The 24,275-nt window shown below is 61.9% G+C and carries 22 protein-coding genes; 12 read left to right on the top strand and 10 right to left on the bottom strand.

Translation table 11 applies throughout. The annotated features are described in order from the left end of the window. Window positions 1-12: 12 nt before the first annotated feature. From secA to RBB18_RS04685, 3 genes are all read left to right on the top strand, one after another. On the top strand, window positions 13-2,733 hold the full coding sequence (secA, locus tag RBB18_RS04695) for a preprotein translocase subunit SecA (RefSeq protein WP_103762633.1): 2,721 nt from the start codon (window positions 13-15) through the stop codon (window positions 2,731-2,733). Between the two features lie 105 nt (window positions 2,734-2,838). Continuing rightward, window positions 2,839-4,041: a hypothetical protein gene (locus RBB18_RS04690; protein WP_306110352.1), complete on the top strand. Its 1,203-nt coding sequence runs from the start codon at window positions 2,839-2,841 to the stop codon at window positions 4,039-4,041. Window positions 4,042-4,062: 21 nt separating this feature from the next. Then, complete coding sequence (locus tag RBB18_RS04685) at window positions 4,063-5,622, top strand: phosphate ABC transporter substrate-binding/OmpA family protein (protein WP_306110351.1); 1,560 nt, start codon at window positions 4,063-4,065, stop codon at window positions 5,620-5,622. Between the two features lie 4 nt (window positions 5,623-5,626). Here RBB18_RS04685 and radC read toward each other — a convergent pair whose 3' ends face one another. From radC to dnaK, 3 genes are all read right to left on the bottom strand, one after another. Further along, complete coding sequence (radC, locus tag RBB18_RS04680; RefSeq protein WP_103762636.1) at window positions 5,627-6,388, bottom strand: DNA repair protein RadC; 762 nt, start codon at window positions 6,386-6,388, stop codon at window positions 5,627-5,629. A 167-nt stretch (window positions 6,389-6,555) separates the two neighbouring features. After that, window positions 6,556-7,728, bottom strand: coding sequence for a molecular chaperone DnaJ (dnaJ, locus tag RBB18_RS04675; protein WP_103762637.1), 1,173 nt, complete (start codon window positions 7,726-7,728; stop codon window positions 6,556-6,558). A 65-nt stretch (window positions 7,729-7,793) separates the two neighbouring features. After that, window positions 7,794-9,710 (bottom strand): molecular chaperone DnaK, encoded by a 1,917-nt coding sequence (dnaK, locus tag RBB18_RS04670; RefSeq protein WP_103762638.1) that lies wholly within the window; start codon window positions 9,708-9,710, stop codon window positions 7,794-7,796. A gap of 210 nt (window positions 9,711-9,920) precedes the next feature. On the opposite strand from dnaK, the gene RBB18_RS04665 reads away from it, so the two are divergent. Further along, window positions 9,921-10,529, top strand: a complete 609-nt coding sequence (locus RBB18_RS04665) for an alpha-ketoglutarate-dependent dioxygenase AlkB (RefSeq protein WP_103762639.1) — start codon at window positions 9,921-9,923, stop codon at window positions 10,527-10,529. Window positions 10,530-10,542: 13 nt separating this feature from the next. Here RBB18_RS04665 and RBB18_RS04660 read toward each other — a convergent pair whose 3' ends face one another. Together RBB18_RS04660 and RBB18_RS04655 are read right to left on the bottom strand one after the other, a co-directional pair. Next, window positions 10,543-11,154, bottom strand: coding sequence for an SH3 domain-containing protein (locus tag RBB18_RS04660; protein WP_103762640.1), 612 nt, complete (start codon window positions 11,152-11,154; stop codon window positions 10,543-10,545). Further along, window positions 11,151-11,972, bottom strand: a complete 822-nt coding sequence (locus RBB18_RS04655) for an ABC transporter permease (RefSeq protein WP_103762641.1) — start codon at window positions 11,970-11,972, stop codon at window positions 11,151-11,153. The genes RBB18_RS04660 and RBB18_RS04655 overlap by 4 nt, the downstream gene beginning before the upstream one ends. Before the next feature lie 139 nt (window positions 11,973-12,111). On the opposite strand from RBB18_RS04655, the gene cysQ reads away from it, so the two are divergent. The 8 genes from cysQ (at window position 12,112) to RBB18_RS04615 (ending at window position 21,106) form a co-directional block, all read left to right on the top strand. Beyond that, a complete protein-coding gene (cysQ, locus tag RBB18_RS04650; protein ID WP_103762992.1) occupies window positions 12,112-12,909 on the top strand; it encodes a 3'(2'),5'-bisphosphate nucleotidase CysQ in 798 nt (265 codons plus the stop codon). Continuing rightward, window positions 12,909-13,709, top strand: coding sequence for a 3-deoxy-manno-octulosonate cytidylyltransferase (locus RBB18_RS04645; protein WP_103762642.1), 801 nt, complete (start codon window positions 12,909-12,911; stop codon window positions 13,707-13,709). Before cysQ ends, RBB18_RS04645 begins: the two co-directional genes overlap by 1 nt. A 118-nt stretch (window positions 13,710-13,827) precedes the next feature. Next, window positions 13,828-14,727 (top strand): UTP--glucose-1-phosphate uridylyltransferase, encoded by a 900-nt coding sequence (locus RBB18_RS04640; RefSeq protein ID WP_274592796.1) that lies wholly within the window; start codon window positions 13,828-13,830, stop codon window positions 14,725-14,727. Window positions 14,728-14,746: 19 nt separating this feature from the next. Next, window positions 14,747-15,730, top strand: coding sequence for a UDP-glucose 4-epimerase GalE (gene galE, locus RBB18_RS04635; RefSeq protein ID WP_103762644.1), 984 nt, complete (start codon window positions 14,747-14,749; stop codon window positions 15,728-15,730). 39 nt (window positions 15,731-15,769) lie between these two features. Further along, window positions 15,770-16,792 (top strand): glycosyltransferase family 2 protein, encoded by a 1,023-nt coding sequence (locus tag RBB18_RS04630; RefSeq protein WP_103762645.1) that lies wholly within the window; start codon window positions 15,770-15,772, stop codon window positions 16,790-16,792. A gap of 182 nt (window positions 16,793-16,974) precedes the next feature. Next, window positions 16,975-17,961 (top strand): glycosyltransferase family 2 protein, encoded by a 987-nt coding sequence (locus RBB18_RS04625; protein WP_306110400.1) that lies wholly within the window; start codon window positions 16,975-16,977, stop codon window positions 17,959-17,961. Window positions 17,962-17,974: 13 nt separating this feature from the next. Further along, a complete protein-coding gene (locus RBB18_RS04620; RefSeq protein ID WP_103762647.1) occupies window positions 17,975-19,675 on the top strand; it encodes a beta-1,6-N-acetylglucosaminyltransferase in 1,701 nt (566 codons plus the stop codon). Then, a complete protein-coding gene (locus RBB18_RS04615; protein WP_103762648.1) occupies window positions 19,676-21,106 on the top strand; it encodes a sulfotransferase family 2 domain-containing protein in 1,431 nt (476 codons plus the stop codon). On the opposite strand, the gene RBB18_RS04610 is transcribed toward RBB18_RS04615, so the two are convergent. From RBB18_RS04610 to lptC, 5 genes are all read right to left on the bottom strand, one after another. Then, on the bottom strand, window positions 21,094-21,558 hold the full coding sequence (locus tag RBB18_RS04610; RefSeq protein WP_103762649.1) for a PTS sugar transporter subunit IIA: 465 nt from the start codon (window positions 21,556-21,558) through the stop codon (window positions 21,094-21,096). The genes RBB18_RS04615 and RBB18_RS04610 overlap by 13 nt on opposite strands. Before the next feature lie 48 nt (window positions 21,559-21,606). Continuing rightward, window positions 21,607-22,170, bottom strand: a complete 564-nt coding sequence (hpf, locus tag RBB18_RS04605) for a ribosome hibernation-promoting factor, HPF/YfiA family (RefSeq protein ID WP_103762650.1) — start codon at window positions 22,168-22,170, stop codon at window positions 21,607-21,609. A gap of 228 nt (window positions 22,171-22,398) precedes the next feature. Continuing rightward, window positions 22,399-23,157: an LPS export ABC transporter ATP-binding protein gene (gene lptB, locus RBB18_RS04600; protein ID WP_103762651.1), complete on the bottom strand. Its 759-nt coding sequence runs from the start codon at window positions 23,155-23,157 to the stop codon at window positions 22,399-22,401. Then, entirely contained in the window at window positions 23,158-23,655 is a 498-nt protein-coding gene (gene lptA / locus RBB18_RS04595) for a lipopolysaccharide transport periplasmic protein LptA (RefSeq protein WP_103762652.1), read from the bottom strand. Then, a complete protein-coding gene (gene lptC / locus RBB18_RS04590; RefSeq protein ID WP_103762653.1) occupies window positions 23,652-24,275 on the bottom strand; it encodes an LPS export ABC transporter periplasmic protein LptC in 624 nt (207 codons plus the stop codon). The genes lptA and lptC overlap by 4 nt, the downstream gene beginning before the upstream one ends.

Raw genomic sequence — 24,275 nt, 5'->3', positions numbered from 1 at the left:
AACGGATAGGATATGCTGGGTATTGGAACGGTTGCCAGAAAGGTTTTTGGCACTCCGAACGACCGAAAGGTCAAGACGACCCGCCCGCTGGTGGAAAAGATCAACGCCCTGGAGCCCGAGTACGAGGCTCTGGACGACGCCGGGCTGATCGCCAAGACCCAAGAGTTCAAGACGCGTATCGCGGACGGTGAGAAACTGGACGCGATCCTGCCCGAAGCCTTCGCCAACTGTCGTGAAGCCGCCCGACGGGCGCTGGGCCTGCGGGCCTTCGATGTGCAGTTGATGGGCGGGATCTTCCTGCATCAGGGCAACATCTCGGAGATGAAGACGGGTGAGGGCAAGACCCTTGTGGCGACCTTTCCGGCCTATCTGAACGCGCTGACCGGCAAGGGCGTGCATATCGTCACGGTGAACGATTACCTCGCCAAGCGGGATGCCGAGTGGATGGGCAATGTCTTTTCCGCGCTGGGGATGACTACGGGCGTCGTCTATCCGCAGCAGCCGGATGACGAGAAGAAAGGCGCGTATGCCGCCGACATCACCTATGCCACCAACAACGAGCTCGGCTTCGATTACCTGCGCGACAACATGAAATCGAGCCTCGAGGAAATGGCGCAGCGCGGGCATAATTTCGCCATCGTCGACGAGGTGGACAGCATCCTGATCGACGAGGCCCGGACGCCGCTGATCATCTCGGGCCCGGCGCAGGACCGCAGCGAGCTGTACGTGACCATCGACGGGCTGATCCCGAGCCTGGAAGAAGACCACTACAAGATCGACGAAAAGACCAAGAACGTCACCTTCACCGACGAAGGCAACGAATATATCGAAGAGCTGCTGCACCAGAAGGGTCTGCTGGAAGAGGGTCAATCGCTTTACGATCCCGAAAGCACGACCATCGTGCACCACATGAACCAGGGCCTGCGGGCGCATAAGCTTTTCCTCAAGGACAGAGACTATATCGTCCGCGACAACGAGGTCGTGCTGATCGACGAGTTCACCGGGCGGATGATGGCCGGACGCCGGCTGTCGGATGGTCTGCACCAGGCGATCGAGGCCAAGGAAGGCTGCGAGATCAAGCCCGAGAACGTGACGCTGGCGCAGGTGACGTTCCAGAACTATTTCCGCCTGTATGACAAGCTTTCGGGCATGACCGGGACGGCGACGACCGAGGCCGAGGAGTTTGGCCAGATCTACGGGTTGGGCGTGGTCGAGGTGCCGACGAACAAACCGATTGCTCGCGTGGACGAGGACGATGCCGTCTACCGCACCGCGCAAGAGAAATTCGACGCCATCGTCACGTCGATCAAGGAGGCACACGAGAAAGGCCAGCCGATTCTTGTGGGCACGACGTCGATTGACAAGTCGGAGATGCTGAGCGAGTTGCTGAAGAAGGCGGGGGTGAAGCACAATGTGCTGAACGCGCGCCAGCACGAGAAGGAAGCGCAGATCGTCGCGGATGCCGGCAAGCTGGGCGCGGTGACGATTGCCACAAACATGGCCGGGCGCGGCACCGACATCAAGCTGGGCGGCAACCTGGATTTCCAGATCATGGAAGCGATTGCCGCCGATCCTGAAGCCGACACCGAGGAGCTGCGCAAGCGGCTGGAAGCCGGGCACAAGGATGACGAGCAGGCGGTGATCGATGCCGGTGGTCTGTTTGTTCTTGCCACGGAACGGCACGAAAGCCGCCGGATCGACAACCAGCTGCGCGGCCGGTCGGGCCGCCAGGGCGACCCGGGGCGGTCGGCGTTCTTCCTGAGCCTGGATGATGACCTGATGCGCATTTTCGGGTCTGAACGGCTGGAAAAGGTCCTGTCGACGCTGGGCATGAAGGAAGGCGAGGCGATCATTCACCCGTGGGTGAACAAGAGCCTGGAACGCGCGCAGGCGAAGGTCGAGGGGCGCAACTTTGACATCCGCAAGCAGCTTCTGAAGTTCGACGACGTGATGAACGAGCAGCGCAAGGTGATTTTCCGGCAGCGTCTGGACATCATGGAGGCGACCGACCTGTCGGAGACCGTCAAGGACATGCGTGGCGAGGTGATCGACGACCTGATCGACCAGTACATGCCGCCCAAGACCTATGCCGACCAGTGGGACATGGAAGGGCTCTATGCCGCGGTGATCGAGCGGCTGAACCTGGACGTGCCGGTGATGGCCTGGGGCGACGAGGAAGGCGTGGACGACGACGTGGTCGCCGACCGGCTGGAAGAAGCCGCCGACGAGATGATGGCCGAAAAGACCGAGGCGTTTGGGCCGGAACAGATGCGGATGATCGAAAAGCAGGTCCTGCTCCAGACCATCGACAGCAAATGGCGCGAGCACCTGTTGACGCTGGAACACCTGCGCAGCGTCGTGGGTTTCCGTGGCTATGCGCAGCGCGACCCGCTGAACGAGTACAAGAACGAGGCGTTCCAGCTGTTCGAGACCATGCTGGACAGCCTGCGGCAGGACGTGACCCAGCAGCTGGCCCGGATCCGCCCGATGACGGACGCGGAACAGCAGCAGATGTTGCGTGACCTGCAGGCGAAACAGGCCGCGATGGCGCCGAACCCGTCCGAGACGGAAGAGCGCGAGCCCGGTGCGGTGACGCTCGAAGACCCCACGGGCGCCGCCCTGCCCGGGTTCGACGAAAACGACCGGTCTACCTGGGGCAACCCGGGGCGGAACGAGGCCTGTCCCTGCGGTTCGGGCAAGAAATTCAAGCATTGCCACGGGCGGCTGGGCTGACGCCGGACGCCACAACACGGCCCAAATGACACCCTCTGGTTGCCTTCAAGCAGCCATGTTCATCGACTAGCGATCTTTTGACCTATGAAGGTGTGGGAGATCGTTATGATCAAGTTGGGGAATTCGAAACGTATCGCCATGGCCGGCGTGACCTTGGGCTGTGCCCTTGGGATTGGCTATTTCATGCAGTTGTCGAGTGGCGATCGCAACGTGCCTTCGGCGCAGGCATCCGCGATTGATACCGCGTCTGCCGATGCGTTCGCGCAGGCGTTCGTGGGAGCGACACCCAAACCGGCAGATACGGCGCAGTCGCCTGTCACGGTTCCTGTCGAAGAAAAGATTGGAGTGACCGCGCGGGCGGAAGAGCGCGAGGCGCCGGTCCTTGCCGCCGACGCCGGGAAAGATGAGCTTTTGCAAAAGGCTGTTTTGGTGACTGGACAGAGCTTTGAGGCGGATGGCCTTGAAGTTCAAAGCGTCACGCTGACGTCGGCCGAGCCGGTTCCACCGGCCGCGGCTCCGCAGCCCAAGGCGCTGCCCGATGCGCCGCTGCAATTGGCCGCGTTGCAGGATGCGCCGATCCGGACCTTCCCGAAGGAAGAAAAGGCCCCGGCTCTGGCGGCGTGTGAAGGCGAGATCGAGATGGTCGCGCGCCCCGACGCAGCAGCGATGGTTCAGCTGGAGCTGACCGCGCCTTGCCATGCGGACACGCAGTTCACTCTGCACCACAATGGCATGATGTTCAGTGCGATCACCGATCTCGATGGCACATGGTCGATGCAGGTGCCAGCCCTGACGCAGAGCGCGGTGTTCATCGCGGCCTTCGACAATGGCGAAGGTGCGGTGGCGCAGGCCGATGTCGATATGCTGGATTATTACGACCGTTACGTCGTGCAATGGCAGGGCCGCAGCGGGCTGCAGATTCACGCGATGGAATACGGCGCGAACTATGGCGAGCAGGGCCACGTCTGGCGCGATGCGGCTCGGGATGTATCCAGCGCAGCGACAGGCGAGGGCGGTTTCCTTCTGCGCCTTGGCGACGGGGTGATCGAGGAGACGACCCTCATGGCAGAGGTTTACACCTTCCCGACGCAGAACGCGCTGCGCGAGGGCGATATACAGGTGAGCCTCGAAACCGAGATCAACGCGGCCAATTGCGGCCGGGATATCGCGGCGCAGGCATTGATCAAGCCCGGGGCTGGGGAAATCTCGGCGCGCGACCTGACGATGGCGATCCCGGATTGCGATGCGGTGGGTGACTTTCTGGTGTTGAAAAACCTGTACGAAGACTTGAAGATCGCGCGCAACTGACGCTGCGATCCGAGGGCATCCATGAAAATGCTACGTGCGGCGGCTTACGCCGCACTTTTCCTTTTTGCGGGCGCGTTCCCGGTCAGCGCGCAGGATGTGACGCTGACGTCGCGTGACGGAAATGTCGAGATTACCGGTAACCTTCTGGGATTTGATGGCGAGTTTTACCGGGTCGATACGGTCTATGGCGAGCTGACGGTAGACGGCTCGGGCGTGGATTGCGCAGGGCCGGGCTGCCCCAATCTGGATACCTACGTGGCGCAGGTGGTGTTTTCCGGGGCGCCGACGATCGGACGGCTGTTGATGCCGGCGCTGGTCGAGGCCTTCGCCATCCGCGAAGGTTATGAAATGAGCCGCGAGACGCTGGAGGACGGCAGCTTGCTGTTGTCGATCCACGACCCGGCCGAGGCGCGCGTCGTGGGCGAGTTCCAGTTCCGGTTGACCAATTCCGACGAAGGTTTTGCCGACCTGATCGCGGATGTGGCGGACATTGCCATGTCGATGCGCGAGATCCGCCCCCGAGAGGTGCGGCTGGGCAAGGATGCGGCGCTGGGCGACATGTCGGCCAATGGGCGCGGGCGGGTCATGGCGCTGGAGGCGCTGGTGCCGGTGGTGGCGCCGTCGAACCCGGTGCAGCAGGTGACGCTGACGCAATTGGCCGAGGTTCTGTCGGGCAAGATCGATAATTGGAACGCGCTGGGTGGGCCGGACGCGCCGATCGCGGTACATCTTTTCGATGCGCGGTCCGGGCTGGGACAGGCCAGCGAGGATCTTGTGGTGCGCCCGGCGGGCGTGAGTTTTGCCGAGACCGTCACCCGCCATGCCGACGGCGTGTCGCTGGCCGAGGCGGTGGCGGAGGACCCGTTCGCAATGGGCCTGATGGCGCGGGCCGAGACGGGGAACACGCTGACGCTGGCGCTGAGCGGAGAATGCGGGTTCGCGTTGCGCGCCACGCGGCGGGCGGTCAAGACCGAGGATTATCCTTTGACCGCACCGATGTTCCTGTACCTGCCGGCGCGGCGCCTGCCAAAGCTGGGGCGGGAGTTCCTGGCATATCTGAAGGACCCGTCGGCGCAGCTGGTGATCCGGAGGGCAGGTTTCGTGGATCAGGCGCCGGAGGAGATCGGGATCAACGAACAGGGCGACCGCTTGGCCAATGCGATTGCGCAGGCGGGCGAGGAGCTGGGGCTGGAGGAGCTGCAGCGCATGGTGTCGGCCCTGACGTCGCTCAAGCGGCTGACAACCACGTTCCGGTTCGAGGCCGGGTCGGCGCGGCTGGATGCACAGTCACGCTCGAACGTGGCACAGCTTGCGCGGGCGATGGAAGTTGGCAAGTACGATGCGCGGCGGCTGGTCTTCGTGGGGTTCAGCGACGGGGCGGGTCCAGCCGACAACAATCGGCGGATCGCGCTGCGCCGGGCCGAGGCGGTACGCAGTGCTGTTGTCGCGGCGGCGGAGACGGCGAACATGGATCGGATCACGACAGAGCTGGAAGCCTTTGGCGAGGCGATGCCGATGGCCTGTGACGGCACCGGCTGGGGCCGGCGGATCAACCGGCGGGTCGAGGTTTGGGTGCGGTAGCGCCCTAGATCAGGCCTTTGCTGCGGAAACTGGTTTCGCAGGATTTGCCGATGATGATGTGATCGTGCAGCGTGATGCCAAGCGCGCTTGCCGCCGTCTCGATCTGTATGGTCATGTCGATATCGGACTGGGAGGGCGTGGGATCGCCCGATGGGTGATTGTGCACGAGGATCAGCGCGCTGGCGTTGAGATGCAGGGCACGTTTGACCACTTCGCGCGGATAGACCGGCACGTGATCGACGGTGCCGCGCGCCTGTTCCTCGTCGGCGATGAGCGTGTTGCGGCGATCCAGGTAGAAGACGCGGAACTGTTCGATATCCCGGTGCGCCATGGCCGTGTGACAATAGTCCAGCAGGGCATCCCAGCTGGAAACGATGGGGCGCTGGGCGACGCGGGACCGCGCGAGGCGGTGGGCGGCGGCCTCGACCACCTTGAGTTCGCAGATCACGGCCTCGCCCACACCCGGAACGGTGCAAAGCTGATCGAAGGGGGCGGAGATCACGGCGTTGAAGCTGCAGAACTGTTCAAGCAGGGCATGCGCCAGCGGTTTGACATCGCGCCGAGGGATTGCGCGGAAGAGCACGAGTTCGAGCATCTCGTAATCCGGCAGCGCTTCGGCGCCGCCGGCCATGAAGCGGTCACGCAGGCGCTTGCGGTGGTCGCGGATGTAGGAAGGTTGTTTGCCGGGCACGTTCGCGGAAACGGGAACCTCGTCGCTGTCGAAGAGCGGCAGGGACATTTCCTTGAAGGCGCGCGAGTCGGGCATGGCCCGAAGGTGACGCGGGAAGGTTAGTGAATGGTTAATGCCGGAAGAGAGGCCCCGGGTCAGGCCCGGGGCGGGGCTTTGCGTTGGCGTGACGCCATCCCGGACCTGATCCGGGATCTCATGCAGTCAGAGATCCGCAGGTCAGACCCGAGGATGAGGTTTGCGCTTTAGCTTTTCATCGAGTCCCAGAAGCCCTTCACCGATTTGAAGAAGCTCTTGGTTTCCGGGTTGTTGTCCTCTGACAGCGTGTCGAACTCCTTGAGGATTTCCTTTTGCCGCGAGGTCAGGTTGACGGGTGTTTCCACCGCCAGTTCGATGAACATGTCGCCGTGACCGCCGCCACGCAGGGCGGGCATGCCCTTGCCGCGCAAGCGCATCTGGCGCCCCGATTGCGAACCCTCGGGGATCTTGACCCGGCTGCGGCCGCCGTCGATCGTCGGCACCTCGATATCGCCGCCGAGCGCGGCCTTGGCGACCGAAACGGGGACGCGGCAGAAAAGGTTGGTGTCCTCACGCTCGAATATCTTGTGCGGCGCGACCTCGAGGAAGATGTAAAGATCGCCTGCCGGACCGCCGCGCATTCCGGCCTCGCCCTCGCCGGCGAGGCGGATGCGGGTGCCGGTTTCGACGCCTGCGGGAATGTTCACCGAAAGCGAGCGGTCCTGTTGCGTGCGGCCCTGGCCGCCGCAGGTGTTGCAGGGGTTCTTGATGATCTGGCCGAGGCCCGAGCATGTTGGGCAGGTGCGTTCGACCGTGAAGAAGCCCTGTTGCGCACGAACCTTGCCCATGCCCGAGCAGGTCGGACAAGTCGTCGGTTCGGCGCCGCCTTCGGCCCCGGACCCGTCACAGGAATCGCATTTGACCGAGGTGGGCACGTTGATGGTTTTTTGCAGGCCACGATACGCGTCGTCCAGGTCGACGCGCAGGTTGTAGCGCAGATCGGCACCACGCGCCGCACGCTGGCGTCCGCCGGGACCACCACGGGCACCGCCGCCCATGAAATCGCCGAACAAGTCGTCGAACACGTCGGAAAACGCACTGGCAAAATCGCCCTGACCGGGACCGCCTGCGCCGCCGAACCCGCCACCGGGTCGCGCGCCGGCACCCGTGCCGCCCTCAAAGGCCGCGTGGCCGAAACGGTCATAGGCCGCCTTCTTCTCGGCGTCCTTCAGGATGTCGTAGGCCTCGCCCGCTTCCTTGAACTTCTTCTCGGAATCGGGGTTGTCCTTGTTGCGGTCGGGGTGAAGCTCTTTGGCCTTGGTGCGGTAGGCTTTCTTGATCTCGTCGGCACTGGCGCCCTTGGACACGCCAAGAACCTCGTAATAATCGCGTTTGGCCATCGGATGTCTCCTTTATATCGGAGAGCAGGGGGCGCGGATGCGCCCCCTGCCTGTCCGTTTGACGCTTAAGCGCGTTTATCGTTGTCGAGGTCCTCGAAATCGGCGTCGACGATGTCTTCGTCGTCTTTGCCCATTTCGTCGGCGCCCGCAGGTTCGTCATCGCCGTCGTCCTGGCTGGCCTTGTAGATCGCCTCGCCCAGTTTCATGGCGGCCTCGGTCACGTTCTGGATGCCGGCCTTGATCTTGTCGGCGGTGGCATCCTCTTTCTCGAGGTCGTCCTTGAGGGCCGAGATGGCCAGTTCGATGGCCTCGATGGTGGACGGATCGACCTTGTCCGAATGCTCTTCCATCGACTTCTCGGTCGAGTGGATGAGGCTTTCGGCCTGGTTGCGGGCCTCGACCAGGGCGCGGCGTTCCTTGTCCGCGTCGGCATTGGCCTCGGCGTCCTTGACCATCTTGTCGATGTCCTCCTCGGACAGACCGCCCGATGCCTGGATGGTGATCTTCTGCTCCTTGTTCGTGCCTTTATCCTTGGCGGAAACAGAGACGATGCCGTTGGCGTCGATGTCGAAGGTCACCTCGATCTGGGGCATGCCGCGCGGGGCCGGCGGAATGTCCTCGAGGTTGAACTGACCCAGGATCTTGTTGTCCGCGGCCATTTCACGCTCGCCCTGGAAGACGCGGATCGTCACGGCCGACTGGTTGTCTTCGGCGGTGGAGAAGATCTGCGACTTGTTGGTCGGGATCGTGGTGTTGCGGTCGATCAGGCGGGTAAACACGCCACCCAGCGTTTCGATGCCGAGCGAGAGCGGGGTCACGTCGAGCAGGACAACATCCTTGACGTCACCTTGCAGAACGCCGGCCTGAATGGCGGCGCCCATCGCGACCACCTCGTCGGGGTTCACGCCCTTGTGCGGCTCCTTGCCGAAGAACTTGGTCACTTCCTCGACGACCTTGGGCATACGGGTCATGCCGCCGACGAGAACGATCTCGTCGATGTCGCCAGCCGAGAGACCCGCATCCTTGAGCGCGGCCTTGCAGGGCTTCAGCGAGTTGGTGATGAGGTCGCCCACCAGGCTTTCCAGCTTGGCGCGGGTCAGTTTCATGACCATGTGCAGCGGCGAGCCGTCGGAGCCCATCGAGATGAACGGCTGGTTGATCTCGGTCTGGGACGAGCTGGAAAGCTCGATCTTGGCTTTCTCGGCCGCCTCTTTCAGACGTTGCAGCGCCATCTTGTCCTTGGTCAGGTCGACGCCGTGTTCCTTTTTGAACTCGTCGGCAAGGTAGTTGACGATGCGCATGTCGAAGTCTTCACCGCCCAAGAACGTGTCGCCGTTGGTGGATTTCACTTCGAAAAGGCCCTCGTCGATTTCGAGGATTGTCACGTCGAACGTACCGCCGCCAAGGTCATAGACCGCTATGGTGTGCGTGTCTTCCTTGTCGAGGCCATAGGCCAGCGCTGCCGCGGTCGGCTCGTTGATGATGCGCAGCACTTCGAGACCGGCGATCTTGCCGGCGTCTTTCGTGGCCTGTCGCTGGGCGTCGTTGAAGTAGGCGGGCACGGTGATGACGGCCTGCGTCACTTCCTCGCCGAGGTAGCTTTCGGCGGTTTCTTTCATCTTGCCGAGGATGAAGGCCGAGATCTGGCTGGGCGAATACTTGTCGCCCTTGGCGCGCACCCAAGCGTCGCCATTGCCACCGTCGATCACTTCGAACGGCATGTTCTTCTTGTCCTTGGCCAGATCGCTGTCGTCCGCACGACGACCGATCAGGCGCTTGACGCCGAAGATGGTGTTTTCGGGGTTGGTGACCGCCTGGCGTTTCGCCGGCTGGCCGACAAGGCGCTCGTCGTCGGTGAAGGCGACGATCGAGGGCGTGGTGCGTGCACCTTCGGAGTTCTCGATGACGCGCGCTTGCGAGCCATCCATGATGGCGACGCAGCTGTTGGTGGTTCCGAGGTCAATACCAATGACTTTGGACATGTTTTTCGATCCCTTCTGTTCTTAAGGCGATTGAGGGGCGACCGGACCCGTCAAAGGCATCTGGCCACCATGTGAGTTACAGATACCGAAAGCGGTCTCTGCGCTTCGGACGGTATATAGGCAGGGGACTATGACCCTGCAAGCGGTTGAAAAGCGGTGAATCGCAGGATTCGGGTTTTAATTTGACGGATTCGATGGAATTCGGGGTACATGGCACAGGAGACGCTGGAGATACGCGGTTTCCGCATTTTCAAGGGATTCCTTGAAGCGGCGGAGCAGGCTGCGCTGGTGGAGGCGCTGCGGGGCGTGGTGCGCGCCGCGCCGCTGTTTTCGCCGATGACGCCCTATGGCAAGCCGATGCGGGTCAAGTTGACCTCGGCCGGACGCTATGGCTGGGTGTCCGACAGGCGGGGATACCGGTACGAGCCGCGGCATCCGGACGGTATGGCGTGGCCGCCGATCCCCGAAGAGGTGCTGCAGATTTGGCGCGATCTGGTGAGCAGTGAGCGCATGCCGGATTGCTGCCTCGTAAACTTCTACGATGCAGATGCGCGGATGGGGATGCACCAGGATCGGGACGAGGCCGATTTCAGCTGGCCGGTGCTGTCGGTATCCTTGGGGGACGAGGGGCTGTTCCGGATCGGGAACGCGACGCGGGGCGGCAAGACGGAATCGCACTGGCTGCAATCGGGGGACGTGGTGGTGATGGGCGGTGACGCGCGGCTGACCTATCACGGGATCGACCGGATCAAGCCGGGTACCTCGATGCTGCTGGAAAAGCCGGGGCGGATCAACCTGACATGCCGGGTCGTGGATTGACGCCGGAAGTTGGTCAGCGTGCAAGGTTGCAGCAGCCTGTGAGGTAGGTGACACCGGACTCTTCGGTGACGAAGAGATCGACGCTCATTCCGTAAAAACGGTCGGACATGCCGTCGGTGCAGGCGTCACGCTGGAACATGAAGGTAAAGACCTGGGTTTGCGCCTGGCCGAAAATCGCATAGCGGTCGGTGCGGTTTTCAGAGGTGACGGGATCGAGGGTCGCGACAGAGATGGGATCGTCGTCCATGCGGTCGAGCGTGGCCGTGGAGGTCCTGGCAACATCGAGCGACCAGAACGGCTCGGTTCCGGCGCACATCAGCGGGCGGGGCAGCTGATCGTCCGGCTGATCCGGGCGTCGGTCCAGGAAGCGCAGGGCGACCCAGCCCGACGTCTCTTCCACATTGACGCGAGCCCATTCTCGGCTTTCGTCGAATGCGACGACTTCGATGAAGCGGGCGTCGGCGGTCAGCTTTGCGACGATGGAGTTTCCGACGCCGGGACCTGCGCGGACATTCAGGACGTCGTCAGGTGCGACGCCCGAGACATCGTAGAAGGCAGGTAGCGCCTGAGCATGGGCGAAGGTGGCGCACAGTAGAAGGGCACAGGTCGCGAGAAGTGTTCTCATCTGCGGGCGTACCAACTGCTGGAGGCGAATTGCCGGGTGTAGAATTCCGCCAGAAGCCCGATGACGAGAAGAACGCAGCCTACGATAACCGCGTATTCGACACTGGTGTTGCGCGGGAAGTAGTTGGCGAAGACGTACCCACGGCACTGATCGATGGCGTGAAAGAGCGGGTTCCAATCGAACATCGCCAGCATGTAGCCGGGCAGCGTATTGGCGACGAAAAGCTTGCCCGAGGCGATCATGTTGGCCCGGGTATAGACGATCTGGATCAGGTTCACGGCGGTCGGGAACCACGGCTTGGCCGCCATGACCAGCAGACCCACGCCGCAGCCGGTGAACCAGGCCAGCAACAGCATTCCGAAGGCGCCGATGGGATCGGCGATCTCGATCCGTTGAAAGGCGGTGTGATAGATGAACAGGATCACCAGGGCCGACAGGACCTGTATGTAAAGGGAGCCAAGCGCGGCGGAGGTGATCGATATGATCGTGTTCATCGGCGCGTGCTGCATCATCGGCGATGACGGGCCCGCCGCACCCGCCACGGCGCCCAGCGCCTTGACGTGGGTAAGGTAGAGAAACACGCCGGACATCATGTAGAGCAGGAAGTCGCCGCGCAGCTTGGCCCCGCGCAGGCCAAGGACCGAGAACATGAAGTAGAAGGCAAGAACGAAGATGATCGCGGTGCTGATGTTGAGGAAAAGCGCCATGAACGCGTTGCCATGCGCGCTGCGCACGTCGCGGACCGTAGTATGATAGATCAGCTCGCAAATCGTCATGATGGACGAAAGAACCGATTTCTTGCGCGTATTCTGGAACATGACCTGTCTGAAGCAACCGCCTTGTTGTGAAATTCTCGCACGGAATTCTTGCTGTCCCGTTAGTGACATATCATAAGGGGCGCGCATCAGTCCCGCAACAAACGCCTTTGTGCGTTGGACAAAAGAATTGGAGCAGGCATTGGATTACGACAATCTTGTCACGGTCATGCGGAGGCTGGCGCTGGAAGCCGGCGACCGGATCATGGAGATCTACGACATGGACGATTTCGACGTGAAGGTGAAATCGGATGACAGCCCTGTCACCGCGGCGGACGAGGCGGCGGACAAGATCATCTCGGACGGCCTGCGGGCGACGTTTCCCGATGTGGCCCTGATCACCGAGGAACAGGTCGCGACCCATGGCGAGCAGGCCGACACGTTCCTGATCGTCGATCCGCTGGACGGAACCAAGGAATTCATCCATCGGCGCGGCGATTTCACCGTCAACATCGCCTATGTCGAGAACGGCGTGCCGACGCGCGGCGTGGTCTATGCGCCGGCCAAGGGACGGATGTTCTTTACCCGCGCCGACGGGGTTTCGGTGGAGGAAACCGGACCCTTCGCACGGCACAGGTCGGGCGCGCTGAAAAAGATCAGGGTGTCCGATCCGGACAACGCGGCGCTGATGGTCGTAGCCAGCAAGTCGCACCGCGACCAGGCGACGGATGATTACATCAACAAATATGCCGTGAGAGACATGAAAAGCGCCGGATCCTCGCTGAAGTTCTGCCTGATCGCGACGGGAGAGGCAGACATCTATCCGCGCCTTGGCCGGACCATGGAATGGGATACCGCCGCCGGGCACGCGGTGCTGTTGGGCGCCGGGGGCCAGGTGGTGCGATTCGATGACCAGACACCGCTTCGCTATGGCAAGGAGGCTTATGCCAACCCGTTCTTCATTGCCTATGCGCCCAAGGTGGAGCTGAAGCCCGCCTGATGAGTGTGTTGGTGGTCATCCCGGCACGCTATGCCTCGAGCCGCTATCCGGGCAAACCGTTGGCCGTTCTGCGTGGTGCGGATGGCACGGAAAAGAGCCTGATCGAACGCAGTTGGCTTGCGGCCACGAGTGTCTCGGGTGTCGACCGGGTGGTCGTGGCCACGGATGACACGCGGATCGAGCAGGCGGCACGCGGTTTTGGTGCCGAGGTCGTGATGACCTCGCCGGACTGCGCCAACGGGACGGAACGCTGTGCCGATGCGCTGCGAAATCTTGGTGGCGATTACGAGATCGTGGTGAACTTGCAGGGTGACGCGCCGCTGACCCCGCATTGGTTCGTCGAGAACCTGATCGCGGGAATGCGCGAAAACCCGGAAACCGATGTGGCCACACCGGTGCTGCGCTGCGACGGCCGGGCGCTGAATGGTTTCCTGGAAGATCGCGCGAATGGCCGGGTCGGCGGCACGACGGCGGTTTTTGGCCAATCGCGCCACGCGCTCTATTTTTCGAAGGAAGTGGTGCCCTATACGTCGCGTGTGTACGGCGACGGGGAAGAGACGCCGGTGTTTCACCATGTGGGGGTCTATGCCTACAGGCCCGATGCATTATATGCTTACGGCACTTGGCCGGCTGGCCCTCTGGAGACGCTGGAAGGGCTTGAACAACTACGCTTCCTCGAGAACCGGCGGTCGATCCTGTGTGTCGAGGTCGAGGCGCGCGGCCGACAATTCTGGGAACTTAACAACCCGGAAGATATTGAAAGGATAGAAGGCATGATGCGGGATATGCACATGTCATGAGCAGATCGAAGAAAAGGCGCCGCATTGTGTCGGTTTGCCGCTTCGGACCGCTTGTGTTCCGGTCTGTGACGTGGGCCTTTTCGATTGTGTTGCCAGGAAAGCGGCAAAGGAGTTCTAGATGCGCAAGAAACTGACAAAGGCGATTTTTCCCGTCGCGGGGCTGGGAACGCGATTCTTGCCGGCAACCAAATCGGTTCCGAAAGAGATCATGACGCTGGTCGACCGCCCGCTGGTGCAATACGCCATCGACGAGGCGCGCGAAGCAGGTATCAAGGAATTCATCTTTGTCACGTCCCGCGGCAAGGGCGCGCTGGAGGATTATTTCGACAATGCGCCGCAGCTTGAGCAGGAGTTGCGCAAGAAGGGCAAAGACGAGCTTCTGGAAATTCTGAAGTCGACCAACATGGACAGCGGCGAGATCGCCTATACCCGGCAGAACAAGGCTCTGGGCCTGGGCCACGCCGTGTGGTGCGCGCGGCGCCTTATCGGCAACGAGCCTTTCGCGGTGATCCTGCCCGACGATGTGATCGCGGCGGAAAAGTCCTGCCTGGCGCAGATGGCCGAGGCGTTCAAGGAAACCGAAGGCGAGAACAACATGGTCGCCGCCATGGAGGTGCCCGAGGACAAGGCGTCGGCCTATGGCGTGCTGGACGTGAAGGAGGATATGGGCCGGATCGTTTCGACCAAGGGCATGGTGGAGAAACCCGCCCCCGGCGAGCAGCCATCGAACCTGGCCGTGATCGGGCGCTATATCCTGACGCCGACGGTTTTGCAGAAACTGAACAAGAAACAGACCGGCGCCGGCGGAGAGATCCAGCTGACGGATGCCATTGACGCGGCCCGGGGCGAAGGCGAAGAGGTCCTGGGGTATCGGTTCGAGGGTGAACGGTTCGACTGCGGCTCGAAGTCCGGGTTCCTTCAGGCGACAGTGGCCTTTGCGTTGAACCGGCCCGAGTTGCGCGACGACCTGCTGAACTATATCACGGATGTGGTGCAGCCCGCGAAGGCCGCGCAATAACGAAGGAGTGCGGCGCCCCTTGCCCAATGTTCTTGTCACCGGCGGCGCGGGCTATATCGGTTCGCATGCCTGCAAGGCGCTGGCAGGTGCCGGCTATACCCCGGTTACCTATGACAACCTGAGCACTGGTTGGGCGGACGCCGTGAAGTTCGGCCCGTTCGAGCAGGGCGACCTGCGTGATCGGGCGCGGCTGGACGCGGTGTTTGCGGCCTACCAGCCCATCGCGGTGCTGCATTTCGGGGCGCTGAGCCAGGTGGGCGAGAGCATGCGCGAGCCGGGCCTCTATTGGGATAACAACGTCACGGGCTCGTTGGTTTTGCTGGAGGCGGCGGTGGCGGCGGGCTGCGAACGGTTCGTATTTTCCTCGACCTGTGCCACCTATGGCGATCAGGATAACGTCGTGCTGAACGAGGACAGCCCGCAGGCCCCGATCAACGCCTATGGCGGGTCGAAGCGGGCGATCGAGAACATGCTGCGTGATTTCGAGGCGGCACACGGGTTGCGGCACGTAATCTTTCGGTATTTCAACGTGGCCGGGGCGGACCCCGAGGCCGAGGTGGGCGAGTTCCACCAGCCGGAAACGCACCTTGTGCCGCTGATCCTGGACGCGATCGACGGCAAGCGCGACGCGCTGACGATATTCGGCACGGATTACGACACGCCCGACGGTACGTGCATACGCGATTACGTGCATGTCTGTGACCTGGTGGATGCGCATGTGCTGGGCTTGAAATGGCTGGAGGACGACAAGGGCAGCCGGGTGTTCAACCTTGGGACCGGAAGCGGTTTCTCGGTGCGCGAAGTGGTGGAGCATGCGCGCAGCATCACGAACAAGGAGGTGCCCGTTGTCGAAGGTCTGCGGCGGCCGGGGGACTGTACCAAGCTGGTGTCGGGCTCGGAGCGGGCGGTGTCGGAGCTGGGCTGGACTCCGGGCCGCTCGACACTGGACGAGATGATCCGCGATGCGTGGCGGTGGCATCAAACTGGACATTACGAAAAATAACGCCGACCCTGCGGTCGAAGGAAGGGTCAGGCAGGACGAATGAGCGTGCTGTTGCAAGCATGGGAGGCGTACAGGCTTCGGTGGAAGCGCCGGCGCCTGTTGTTTCGCGCGCTGCGCAAGCGGCGGCAGTTGCGCCCGGTTGTGGATCGCACCGACCGGATCGCGCCGGGGGACATCCTGTGCTTTTCCACCGTGCGGAACGAGGCGGTGCGCCTGCCGTTCTTCCTGCAGCATCACCGCGCGCTGGGCGTGCGACATTTCCTGTTCGTGGACAATGACAGCGACGACGGCACGCGCGACTATCTGAAGGCGCAGGAGGATGTTTCCCTGTGGTGGACGCAGGCCAGCTACAAGCTGTCGCGCTTTGGCGTCGATTGGCTGACATGGTTGCAGATGCGGCACGGGCACGGGCATTGGTGCCTGACGCTGGATGCCGACGAGATCCTGATCTATCCGCATCACGAAACGCGCCCTTTGCCTGCGCTGGTCGAAAGGCTGGAGCAATCGGAGCGTGACTCGTTCGGGGTGCTGATGCTGGACATGTATCCCAAGGGGCCGCTGGCGCAGCATGACTATGCTGCCGGGGCAGATCCGTTCGAGCGGCTGTGCTGGTTCGACGGCGGGAATTACATGATCCAGAAAAAGCCTGACCTGCATAACCTCTGGATCCAGGGGGGTGTGCGGGCGCGGAAGTTCTTTGCTGACCGGCCCGAGCGAGCGCCGACGATGGGCAAGATGCCCTTGGTGAAATGGAACCGACGCTATGCCTATGTCAGCAGCGCGCACTCGCTGTTGCCCCGTCGGCTGAACCGAGTTTACGACGAGGACGGTGGCGAGCGTCTGTCGGGGGTCTTGCTGCATACGAAGTTTCTGAACACGGTGGTGGACCGGTCCGCCGAGGAAAAGCAGCGGCAGGAGCATTTTGCCAACAGCGACCTTTACGACAGCTACTATGACGCGCTGACCGGGAACCCCGATCTTTGGTGCCCAGCTTCGACGCGGCTGATCGGATGGCGGCAGCTGGAGGCGATGGGCCTGATGTCAAAGGGCAATTGGATCTGAGGGCCAGAATTGATTGCGTTTTGGAAACAATCTCTTATACCGATTGAAGGGGAACGGAACCGGCCTTTGCGGCGGTGTACCATTTTGGAAAAGAATGTATTAACACGATGCGTGTATGGTGGCGGCTGGTCAGTCCGGTGGCCCAGAGGATGTGAGTAGTGAGTTTGTTGCAGTCATATGCCATGCGGCTGCGCCGGAAGCGGCACAGGGTGCGCGCATTTCGCAAACATTTCTCGCTCAAGCCCGTGGTGGATCGCACGCGAAAGATCCGGCCTGGCGACATCCTTCTGTTCAGCACGATGCGTGACGAATTCGTGCGCCTGTCGTTCTTTTTGCAGTATTACCGCAACCTTGGCGTTTCGCATTTCCTGATCGTGGACAACGACAGCACCGATGGCGGGCGCGAGTTCATGGCCGACCAGGAGGATGTGTCGATCTGGACCACCAAGGCCAGCTACAAGGGGTCAAAGTTCGGGGTCGACTGGCTGAACTGGTTGCAGCGCAAATATGGCCACGGGCACTGGACGCTGGTGGTCGATCCCGACGAGCTTTTCATCTATCCGTTCTGCGACACGCGCCCCATTCGGGCGCTGACCGACTGGCTGGACACCAGTCAGGTCAAATCCTTTGGCGCGATGCTGTTGGATATGTATCCCAAGGGGCGCATCGACGACGTGCGATATTTGCCCGGACAGGACCCGTTGGAGATTGCGGGATGGTTCGACCCCGGCAATTACGTGATCCAGAAGAATCGGCAATACGGCAACCTGTGGATCCAGGGCGGGCCGCGCAGCCGGGTGTTCTTTGCCGACCGGCCCAAGAAGGCGCCGGCGCTTAACAAGACGCCGCTGGTGCGGTGGGACAAGCGGTACACCTATATCAGCTCGACCCACACGCTTTTGCCGCGGGGGCTGAACCTGACCTATGATGAATGGGGCGGGGAAAAGGCCAGCGGGATCCTGCTGCACGCGAAGTTCCTGAACACGTTTACCGCCAAGGCCGAGGAAGAGTTGCGGCGCGGTCAGCACTATGCCGGAAGTGTCGAATACAAATCATACGCCGAGAAATTTCAGGACAGTCCTGACCTTTGGTGCAAATGGTCGGAAAAATATATAAACTGGCGGCAATTAGAAATTCTTGGGCTGATGTCCAAGGGGAACTGGGCATGAGGATGGGCAGAGGGTGAGCGTCGGCATCATAATGCTGGTCCACACGGCCTTTGACCGGGCCGAGCAGGTGGCGCGCCATTGGGCCGCCTCGGGCTGTCCTCTGGTCATTCATGCCGACCGCAACGTGCCCAACGCGACCTACCGGAAATTCGTCAACGCCCTGTCGGACCTTGATCAGGTGGAATTCGCCAGGCGCCACCGCTGCGAGTGGGGGACGTGGGGGCTGGTGGCGGCGACGCAGGAAGCGTCGGAAATCATGCTACAGAGTTTTCCGGATGTGCGGCACGTCTACCTTGCCTCCGGCTCCTGCTTGCCGCTGCGCCCGGTGCAGGAGCTGATCGACTATCTGGCAGAGCGGCCTCAGACGGATTTCATCGAAAGCGCGACGACGGCGGATGTGCCTTGGACGATCGGGGGGCTGGACCACGAGCGGTTCACCCTGCGCTTTCCGTTTTCGTGGCGGCGAAATCGCAAGCTGTTCGACCGATATGTCCGCCTGCAACGCAAGATCGGTTACAAACGGCGCATTCCAAACGGGATCGTGCCGCATATGGGCAGCCAGTGGTGGTGCCTGACGCGGCAGACCCTGTCGGCGATCCTGACGGACCCGGAACGGGCGACCTATGACAGCTATTTCAAGCGCGTGTGGATCCCGGACGAAAGCTATTTCCAGACGCTGGCAAGGCTCTATTCCCGGCAGATCGAAAGCCGGTCACTGACCCTGTCGAAGTTCGACTACCAGGGCAAGCCGCATATTTTCTACGACGATCACCTGCAACTGCTGCGGCGGTCCGATTGCTTCGTGGCGCGCAAGATCTGGCCCTTTGCCAATCGGCTCTACAATGCGTTCCTGACCGACGCGGCAGGCGCGATGAAGCGGACCGAGCCCAACCCCGGCAAGATCGACCGGATCTTTGCCAAGGCCGTGGAACGGCGTACCCGCGGGCGGCCCGGCCTGCTGATGCAGAGCCGGTTCCCAGTGGAGGGGCGCGAGAACGGGCTGACCTGTGCGCAATACTCGGTGTTCGAGGGGTTCAGCGACCTGTTCGAGAATTTCGAGCCGTGGCTGGCCAAGGTCACCGGCACGCGGGTGCACGGCCACTTGTTCGCACCGGAGCGCGCCGAGTTTTCCGACGGCCAGACCGTGATGAACGGCGCGCTGAGCGACAGTGCGAAGTTGCGCGATTACAACCCTCAGGCGTTCCTCGCGAGCCTGATCTGGAACACGCGCGGCGAGCGGCAGTGTTTCCAGGTCGGACCGCGCGACCACATCGAGAAGATCGAGTGGTCGCTGGCCAAGGACCAGAACGCGCAGATCTCGGTGATTTCGGGCGCGTGGGCGGTGCCGTTGTTCAAGTCGAACATGAACTTCGCCGATATCCGGCAGGAGGCCGCGCTGTTGCAGCAGGTCGAAAGCAAGCACCTGGACGTTCTGCGGTCGCAGTGGGGCAAGGCGCGGGTGCGCATCTGGACCATGGCGGAATTCATCGAGGCCCCGATGGAACCCTTGCAGACGATCATCGACGAGATCGGCAAGCAAAGCGTGCATGGCCTGGCCGAGGTGCCCAAGATGGCCGACCTGACCGGGTTCGGGCAGTTCCTGCAGAACCTCAAGAATCAGGGGATGCATCCCTACCTGATGGGCGATTTCCCGGTGGAGCATCGCCTGCATGAGCCGCAGGGGCAGACGCGCAAACCCTACCTGGTGCGATAGATGGCAGGCCAATTCGACTATTTCGTCGTGTTTGCAGAGATGCGCACCGGGTCCAACTTTCTCGAGGCGAACCTGAACGCATTCGAAAACTTCGAGTGCTTCGGCGAGGCGTTCAACCCGCATTTCATCGGCTATCCCAACCGCGACGAGATCGCGGGGGTGGCGCGGCACACGCGCGATGCCGATCCGATGCAGCTGATCAAGGCGGTGCGGGACGTGCCGGACAAGATGGGCGGGTTCCGGTATTTCCATGACCACGATCCGCGCATCCTTGACGTGATGCTGGATGATCCGCGCTGTGCCAAGATCATCCTGACGCGCAATCCCCTGGACAGTTATGTCAGCTGGAAGATCGCGCAGGCGACGGGCCAGTGGAAGCTGACCAACGTCAAGCAGCGTAAGGACAGCCAGGTGCGGTTCGACAAGGCCGAGTTCGAGACGCACGTGACCAAGCTGCAGGAGTTCCAGGTGTTCCTGCTGAACCGGCTGCAAGCGTCGGGTCAGGCGGCGTTCTACATCGCCTACGAGGACCTGCAGAACCTTGATGTGCTGAACGGTCTGGCGAAGTTTCTGGGCAGCGACGAACGGCTGGAGGCGCTGGACGCGTCGCTGAAAAAGCAGAATCCCAGCGGGCTTGAAGACAAGGTGTCCAACTTCAGGGATATGGAACAGGCCTTTGCCGGGCTGGATCCGTTCAACCTGACCCGGACGCCGAATTTCGAGCCGCGCCGGGGGCCGGCGGTGCCCGCTTTCGTGGCCGGGGCGCATGCGGCACTCCTGTATATGCCGATACGGTCGGGGCCGGAGGCGGCGGTGTGCGACTGGCTGGCCGGGCTGGATGGCGTGGCGGTGGACGACCTGCCAACCAAGCTGAACCAGAAGGAGTTACGCCAGTGGAAACGGCGCAAGCCAGGGCATCGCGGCTTTACCGTGTTGCGGCATCCGGTGGCACGTGCCCATGCGGCATTCTGCGACAAGATCCTGCAAACCGGGCCGGGATGCTTCTTGGACATCCGCAAGACGCTGCGCAATTTTCACAAGCTGCCGCTGCCGGGGAAGATGCCGGACGAGGGGTATGATCGCGAGACGCACAAGCTGGCCTTTGCCGCGTTTCTGCAGTTTCTGAAGGCGAACCTTGCCGGGCAGACGAATATCCGGGTGGATGCGCATTGGGCCACACAGTCGTCCATCATGCAGGGTATGGCACAGTTCAGCCTGCCGGACATCGTGCTGCGCGAGGACGAGCTGGCCGAGGCGCTGCCGCGCCTTGCGGCGTCGGTGGGATATGACGCGGCCGCGGCGCCTGCGAGACCGGCGCCAGATCAGCCATTCTCGATCGACGAGATCTATGATGAAGAGATCGAGTCGCTGGTCAGCGACATCTACCAGCGGGACTACATGATGTTCGGGTTCCGGGCCTACGCCGCCTGAACCGACTGCGATTCCGTTATGATCGTGTGCAACGTCGCCGGGTCGTCATTGGCGCGCAGCTTGGCGCAGATCGAAGGATCGCGCAGGGTTCGCGAGACAAGCGCCAATGCCTTCAGATGTTCCACACCCGCATTCTCGGGCGCGAAGAGGGCGAAGGCGAGGTCGACCGGCTGGCGGTCGACCGAGTTGAAATCGATGGGCGTGTCCAGAAGCACGAGCGCACCGACGACCATGTCGATGCCCTCCAGCCGCGCATGCGGCAGGGCGACGCCATGCCCCACGCCGGTGGGCCCAAGGTTTTCCCGTTCGATCAGGGCATCCACCACCTTTTGCGGATCAAGGCCATAGACGGACTCGGCAATGCTGCCGAGTTCGTGCAACAGCCGCTTCTTGCTGGACACGGAGGAGTAGACCCGGACCGCGTCAGGCCGCAAAATCTGAGTGAACTGCATTCAGCTATGCTCCATCGGCGGCCGGCGCCGCCTTGCTTGCTCGATAATTTAAGGGTCGATCCATCCGATATTGCCATCATCGCGGCGATACACGACGTTCAACCCTTCTTTCCCTTCATTTCGGAACACGAGCACCGGTGCGCCGGCAAGCTCCATCTGCATGACTGCTTCGCCGACCGACAAAGAGGGAATATGATGTTCCATCTCTGCAACGATAACGGGCTGGAGGCTTTCTGGTTCCGATTCTTCCCCTTCGCTTTCGGAGGCGAGGATATAGGCGGATGCCTGAGAAAGTTCAATAGGTTCCGCCCGCTCTCGGTGATGGTCCTTCAATCGGCGCTTGTACCGGCGCAACTGCTTTTCCAGCTTCTCGCTGCAATCGTCGAAGGCGGCGTAGATTTCATGCGCATGGGCCTTGGCCGTGGCCGTCATGCCCGTGGACAGGTGAATCGTCGCTTCGCAGACGAATTCGCTCGCGCTTTTTGAAAAGAAGACATGCGCGTCCGTGGGCCGTTCGGCGTATTTTTCCACAATGGAGGTCAACTCGTTCTCGACATGAGTCTGCAAAGCCTGGCCGACATCGATTTGTTTTCCACTGATTTGATAGCGCATTCAGAACCTCCAAGATGCGGACAGAAGTGACCTTCGGGGCGGTGTTTCGCCCTGATCTGGGTCAATTCTGTGAGGGATAAAATGACGTTTTCTGTGTGCTCGGCCTCGGCCCAAGTGATGGGTCGCACGGTTCGAACAGTGCAAAAACCGAAAGCGTCATACCTCATTTGATCCGCGATATGGGCGTCTTGTCAATGGAGATTGCGTTAACGTGTGGCGTAACATCGCTCAGGATATACGAAAATTTTCGCCGAGGTAGACGCGGCGGACGTTTTCGTTCGACACGACCTCGTCCGGGGTGCCAGACATCAGGACTTGGCCGTCATGCAGGATATAGGCGCGGTCCACGATTTCGAGCGTTTCGCGGACGTTGTGATCGGTGATCAGCACGCCGATGCCGCGTTTCTTGAGATCCGCGACCAGGTGGCGGATGTCACCGACCGAGATCGGGTCGACCCCGGCAAAGGGTTCGTCGAGCAAAAGATACTTGGGCCGAGCGGCAAGGCAGCGGGCGATTTCCACCCGGCGGCGCTCCCCGCCAGACAGCGCCAGGGCAGGGGCGCGGCGCAGGTGTTCAATGGAGAATTCCGACAAAAGCTCTTCGAGCCGTTTGCGGCGTTTGTGCCGGTCGTCCGTGGATATATCGAGGATGGACATGATGTTGTCCTCGACCGACATGCCGCGAAAGATCGACATCTCCTGCGGGAGGTAGCCCACGCCAAGCTTGGCGCGGCGGTACATGGGCAGGGCCGTGACATCGCGTCCGTCTATCTTGACGTGGCCGCCTTCGGGATAGATCAGGCCGGCGATGGCATAGAAGGTCGTTGTCTTGCCCGAGCCGTTGGGGCCAAGCAGGGCCACAACCTCACCCTGCCGCAAGGACAGGCTGACATCGCGGATCACGACGCGCTTCTTGTAGCTTTTGCGCAGGTTCTCGACCGACAGACCGGTGCTTTCGTGGGCAATATGCAGGTCGGGACGTGCCATTTACTGATCGCCATTCTCGGGTTGCAGGATGGTCTTGACCCGGCCGGTGACGCGGGCGGTGCCCGCGCGCGTGTCGACGAACATCTTGTCGCCGGTCAGTGCGTTGGGGCCCTGCACGAGAAGCACGTCGCCCTGCATTTCGATCAGGCCAGTGTCGACGTTGTAATCGGCCTGCGACGCCTCGGCGGCATCCTCGCCGCTGACGAGGGTGACACCTCCGGTTGCCTGAAGCTGCTCGATCCCGCTTTGATCATCCTTGTACACCACAAGGACGCGCGGCGCGGACAGACGCATTTCACCTTGTCCGATCAACACATTGCCAGTGAAAACAGCGGAGCCGTCTTGCTGGTTCACGTCGAGGTTGTCGGCGGTAACCTCGACGGGAAGCGTGCTGTCCTGCGCTGTGTTGCCGAAGGCGATCTGCGCTCCTTGGGCCAGAGCGGCAATCGGATGGCACAACAGGATGAGCGCGATCAAAATGCGAAACGAATGGGTCACTGTTCAATGTCCTCGGCGGGCTGAGGCGTATATATCAGCTTCACACCGTCGGTGAAAACCAAATGTGCTTCACCGGTTTCCTCGTCCCCGGTCAGCACCATGCGTCCAGCCGTAAGGTCACCGGGCGGACCCTTGCCAGAGACCTGGCCCGGCGTTTCGGCGTACAGCACATCCAGCCTGGCATCGAGGCGTTCGGTCGTCATCTTGTAGCCGGTGGAGGTGTCGACGTTAACATTGCCGATCAAAGAGGCGTTCAGATCGGATTGGTGCACGTCGCCACGGTCCGAGGTCACCGTCACGACGCTGCCTGATACGAGGTGCATTTCAGCGGTGACGTCTTCGGCATTGATCAGGCGGGGATCATCCGGCGCAGGGCGGGCGGTGTCAGCGGCGATCTTCACCTCGTCCCCGCCGCGGGTGACGCCGGCGAAGGCCGCGTTGGTGGCGCCCTGCTCCTGCGCGCGTTGTTCCAGGTCGATCTCGGCGATGGGTATGGATTTCGTGGGGTCGATGTGGCGCGATATCAGGAACAGGGTGGACAAGATGCCAAGCGCGGTCAGAGGCAGGATGATCTTCATCCATGCCACCAGCCGTGAATAGAAATTGTCCGTTGCTGCCAT

Origin of the sequence: Roseovarius sp. MMSF_3298, assembly GCF_030733705.1 — a bacterium.
GTDB lineage: Bacteria > Pseudomonadota > Alphaproteobacteria > Rhodobacterales > Rhodobacteraceae > Roseovarius > Roseovarius confluentis.
The sequence above is the reverse complement of the archived record's forward strand: the minus strand, read 5'-3'. Positions and strand labels throughout refer to the sequence as shown.